The sequence below is a fragment of the Streptomyces sp. URMC 129 genome (assembly GCF_051386415.1).
In the GTDB taxonomy this organism is placed as follows: domain Bacteria; phylum Actinomycetota; class Actinomycetes; order Streptomycetales; family Streptomycetaceae; genus Streptomyces.
Map to the genome: position 1 here is coordinate 1 of NZ_JBPQTQ010000226.1, position 4,138 is coordinate 4,138.

General features: G+C 70.0%; 4 protein-coding genes. 2 read left to right on the plus strand and 2 right to left on the minus strand.

The annotated features are described in order from the left end of the window. Positions 1–106 precede the first annotated feature (106 nt). Positions 107–1,273, plus strand: coding sequence for a DUF6801 domain-containing protein (locus tag ACSNOC_RS27080; RefSeq protein WP_436750214.1), 1,167 nt, complete (start codon positions 107–109; stop codon positions 1,271–1,273). A gap of 140 nt (positions 1,274–1,413) precedes the next feature. On the opposite strand, the gene ACSNOC_RS27085 is transcribed toward ACSNOC_RS27080, so the two are convergent. Continuing rightward, a complete protein-coding gene (locus tag ACSNOC_RS27085) occupies positions 1,414–1,833 on the minus strand; it encodes a hypothetical protein (protein ID WP_436750215.1) in 420 nt (139 codons plus the stop codon). A gap of 153 nt (positions 1,834–1,986) precedes the next feature. Then, complete coding sequence (gene glnA / locus ACSNOC_RS27090) at positions 1,987–3,402, minus strand: type I glutamate--ammonia ligase (protein WP_436750216.1); 1,416 nt, start codon at positions 3,400–3,402, stop codon at positions 1,987–1,989. A 197-nt stretch (positions 3,403–3,599) separates the two neighbouring features. Between glnA and ACSNOC_RS27095 the strand changes: the two genes are divergently transcribed. Next, entirely contained in the window at positions 3,600–4,067 is a 468-nt protein-coding gene (locus tag ACSNOC_RS27095; protein WP_436750217.1) for an RDD family protein, read from the plus strand. Positions 4,068–4,138 lie beyond the last annotated feature (71 nt).

Sequence of the window (4,138 nt, forward strand, 5' to 3'; positions counted from 1 at the left end):
TATCCGGGTCAGCCATTGCTCCGGGCTTTCGAGAACGCCGCGACGCGTCTTGACCGGCCCCCGCGCCCCGCCTAGCTTGCCGCGTACCCAAGGGGAGGGAGAGCTGATGGAAGCTCGGAGGAAGAGACGGACGAAGCGGCTGCGGGCGGCGGTGGCGGTGACCGCCCTGGCCGGTTGGGGACTCGTGGCGCTGGCGGGCACGCCCGCGTCCGCCGAGCCGACTGAGCTGACGCTCGACTACACGTGCGACCTGCCCCGGGTGGGCGAGAGGTCCGTCAGCGTCGAGGTCACCGCGGACGTACCGGAGTTGTTCGTGATCGGGGAGCCGACTCCCCAGGTCACGGTCGGAACGCGGTGGACGCTCGACGCCGCCACGCGGCAGGCGTTGCGCGAGCAGGGGATCGGCGGATTCGGGGAGGGTACGGGCGGGCTGACCGCCACCGTCACGGTCCCGGACATCACCCTCCCCCTCGAACTCCCCCTGACGGCCGAGCCGCCCGCCGACGGCTTCTCCGTCGAGGCCGGCGGGGAGATGCCCTCCCTGACGTTCGCCAGCGGCGGGGAGGGGGACGTCACCATCGGTGACATCCATCTGAGCGTGGGCCTGCTCGACACCGGCGGCTACCCCGTGGCGGGAGACCCCGCCGGTATCTCCTGCGTCCTGGCCCCGGGCCAGGACAGCCGACTGGCGCGCTGGGTCATCGTCCACGCCGACGACCCGGGCGGGGGCGGCGGCGAGCCCGCTCCGTCCACCCGTGGGTACGACATCGACGGCTCCGTGCACCTGCGTCCCGGCGAGGAGGGGGAGCCACTGAGCGGCCACATCGAGCTGGACTTCGACGACGCGGCGGGCACGGCCCGGGGCGAGTCCCTGCTGCGGCCCACCACGGCCACCCTGACGGCGTTCGGGATCCTGCCGGTCACGGCCCACGCGGAGTTCGACACCGGCACGACCACCGGCACGTTCACCGGCGGGCGGCTCGCCGGGAGCACACCGACGGAGATCCGGATTCCCTCGATCGAGATCCTCGGCCTCCCCGTCGGCGGCGGCGAGGACTGCCGGGCCTCGGAGCCGTCCCTCATCGAGCTGTGGTCACCCGAGGACCAGCCCTTCGACCCGGAGACGGGCGGTCATCTGGTCGGCACCTACGACATCGCCCCGCTGGAGAACTGCGGCCCGCTCACCGCGCTGATCAGCGCGGCCACCACCGGCGAGGACTTCGGCATCGCACTCGACCTCACCGCCGGGGAGCGCCCGCCGGACTGGGAGTGAGGTCCCCGCGCCCCCGTGCCGAACGCGCGGGGGCGCGGAGTCACGCGGCGGGACAACGGGAACGCGTCATGGCGCCGACGCCCGGTCACCCGGCCCGTGGCCTCCGCCGGAAGGCCGGGCGGAGGCCACGGGAGAGCCGGTCAGCAGGCGTCGTAACGCCACTCGCCGTCCTCACGGACCCAGGGCTGGCCGACGAGACCGCCGTCGATCATCGGGTCCCCGATGGTGTACGTGACGAGCGCGGAGTCCCCGTCGATCTCGTCCACGCTGAACGTCTCGACGGAGACCTCCCCGTAGGCGGCGGCGAACCCCTCCAGCTCCGCCGTGTAGGTCTCCTCGTCGGTCAGGTCGGCGCAGCGCTCGGAGAGCATCCGGTAGGCGGCCGGTGGGTCGGTGAAGTAGACGTCCGTGAAGGTTCGGACGGCTTCTTCGAGCGCCGCCGCCTCCCCGGCGGTCTGCTCGTCGTTCTCCGGCTCGTCTCCGCCGTCGGAGCTGCAGCCACTGAGGATGAGGGCCGCGGCAACGGCTATACCGGCCGCGGCGGTGAGGGTACGCGTCATGGGCACCAGCATCCCGCGTGACGCCGCGTCGCGGAACCCGTGGGGCTGGAGTTGCGCCCGAGCCGGAAGAAAACGGCCGATGTCACCCCGGAACGCGTACGGGCCGGACAGCGGAACGGCAACCGCCCCCGCCGCCCGGCCCGCCGGACCGGATCACACGTCGAAGTACAGCTCGAACTCGTGCGGGTGCGGCCGGAGCTGCATCGGGGCGATCTCCTTCTCCCGCTTGAAGTCGATCCACGTCTCGATCAGGTCGGACGTGAAGACGCCGCCCGCCTGCAGGTACTCGTTGTCCTCCTCCAGCGCCTCCAGGACGGCCGGGAGGGAGGTCGGGACCTGCGGCAGCTCGGCGTGCTCCTCGGGGGCCAGCTCGTAGAGGTCCTTGTCGATCGGCTCCGCCGGCTCGATCTTGTTCTTGATGCCGTCCAGACCGGCCAGCATCAGGGCGGCGAAGGCCAGGTACGGGTTCGAGGACGGGTCCGGCGCGCGGAACTCGACGCGCTTGGCCTTCGGGTTCGAGCCGGTGATCGGGATACGCATGGCCGCCGAGCGGTTCCGCTGCGAGTAGACCAGGTTGACCGGGGCCTCGAAGCCGGGGACCAGGCGGTGGTACGAGTTCACCGTCGGGTTGGTGAACGCCAGCAGCGACGGGGCGTGCTTGAGGATGCCGCCGATGTAGAAGCGGGCCATGTCCGACAGACCGGCGTAGCCCTGCTCGTCGTAGAAGAGCGGGGTGTCGCCCTGCCACAGCGACTGGTGGACGTGCATGCCGGAGCCGTTGTCACCGAAGATCGGCTTGGGCATGAACGTGGCGGTCTTGCCGTTGCGCCAGGCGACGTTCTTCACGATGTACTTGAAGAGCATCAGGTCGTCGGCGGCGGCGAGCAGCGTGTTGAACTTGTAGTTGATCTCCGCCTGGCCGGCCGTGCCGACCTCGTGGTGCTGCCGCTCGACCTTCAGGCCGGCCTTGGTCAGCTCCAGCGACATCTCGGCGCGCAGGTCCGCGAAGTGGTCCACGGGCGGGGCCGGGAAGTACCCGCCCTTGTAGCGGACCTTGTAGCCGCGGTTGCCGCCCTCCTCGATCGCGCCCGTGTTCCAGGCGCCGGCCACGGAGTCGATGTAGTAGTAACCGGCGTTGGACTTCGTCTCGAACCGCACGTCGTCGAAGACGTAGAACTCGGCCTCGGGGCCGAAGTAGGCGGTGTCGGCGATGCCGGAGGAGGCGAGGTACGCCTCGGCCTTCTTCGCCACGTTCCGCGGGTCGCGGCTGTAGGCCTCGCCCGTGATCGGGTCGTGGATGAAGAAGTTGATGTTGATCGTCTTGTCCTTGCGGAACGGGTCCACGCGGGCCGTGGACAGGTCCGGGACAAGCGCCATGTCGGACTCGTGGATGGCCTGGAACCCACGGATCGACGAGCCGTCGAACATCAGGCTCTCGGCCGGGTCGAAGCTCTCGACCGGCACGGTGACGTGCTGCATGATGCCCGGCAGGTCGCAGAAGCGGACGTCGATGAACTTGACGTCGTTGTCCGCGATGTACTGATTGATCTCGTCGGCGTTCTGGAACATCCGATCGTCCTCCTAGTCCCGTCCCGTGCGGGGGCGGGAAGCGCAGCTCGGGAATGGCCCAGTGCGTGGGCCTGCCGGGGCCGACCCTAAAGACGTGCCATTTCTCAAGCGTGACTCATTTGTTTCGCTGATGTTAACCGGACTTCTCATCTGATACCGGTGAGGGGCCAGGCGGGTGACCGCGCTACCGTTGAGGCGTGGACATGCGGCAGGCAATCGGCTCATGGCTCTCGGGACCCCGTGCGGCGGCCGAGGACATGGGCGTCGACTTCGGCTATCGCGGCCAGCGGCTCGGCCTCCCCGAGGAGGGCCCCGGCTCGGTGGCCCCGCTCGGCCGGCGGGTCGGCGCGATCTTTCTCGACTGGGGGATGTGCGGTCTGATCGCATACGGTCTGATCGCGCAAGGTCAGGTGGCCGACGTGCCCAACCTGACGCTGCTCGTCTTCACCGTCATGGTGGCGCTCACGGTCGGCACGGTGGGGATGACCCCCGGTAAGCGGATCTTCGGGGTGCGGGTGGTGCACATCAGCGGGCAGCGGCTGAGCTTCCCGCGCGCGGTGCTGCGGACGCTGCTGATCGCGCTGCTCCTGCCGCCCCTGATCTGGGACCGCGACACGCGGGGCCTCCACGACCGCTTCACGGGCGCGATCCAGATCCGTATCTGATCCGCGTTCCCGGATCCCCCCGCCTCACCCCGTCGCAGCGAAAAAACCCGCCCACCCCTCCCCCGAAGGGG

Excerpts from the sequence above, each read along its gene's own strand:
- ACSNOC_RS27080 (WP_436750214.1), top strand. The coding sequence starts at position 107 with ATGGAAGCTCGGAGGAAGAGACGGACGAAGCGGCTGCGGGCGGCGGTG.
- ACSNOC_RS27085 (WP_436750215.1), bottom strand. The coding sequence starts at position 1,833 with ATGACGCGTACCCTCACCGCCGCGGCCGGTATAGCCGTTGCCGCGGCC.
- glnA (WP_436750216.1), bottom strand. The coding sequence starts at position 3,402 with ATGTTCCAGAACGCCGACGAGATCAATCAGTACATCGCGGACAACGAC.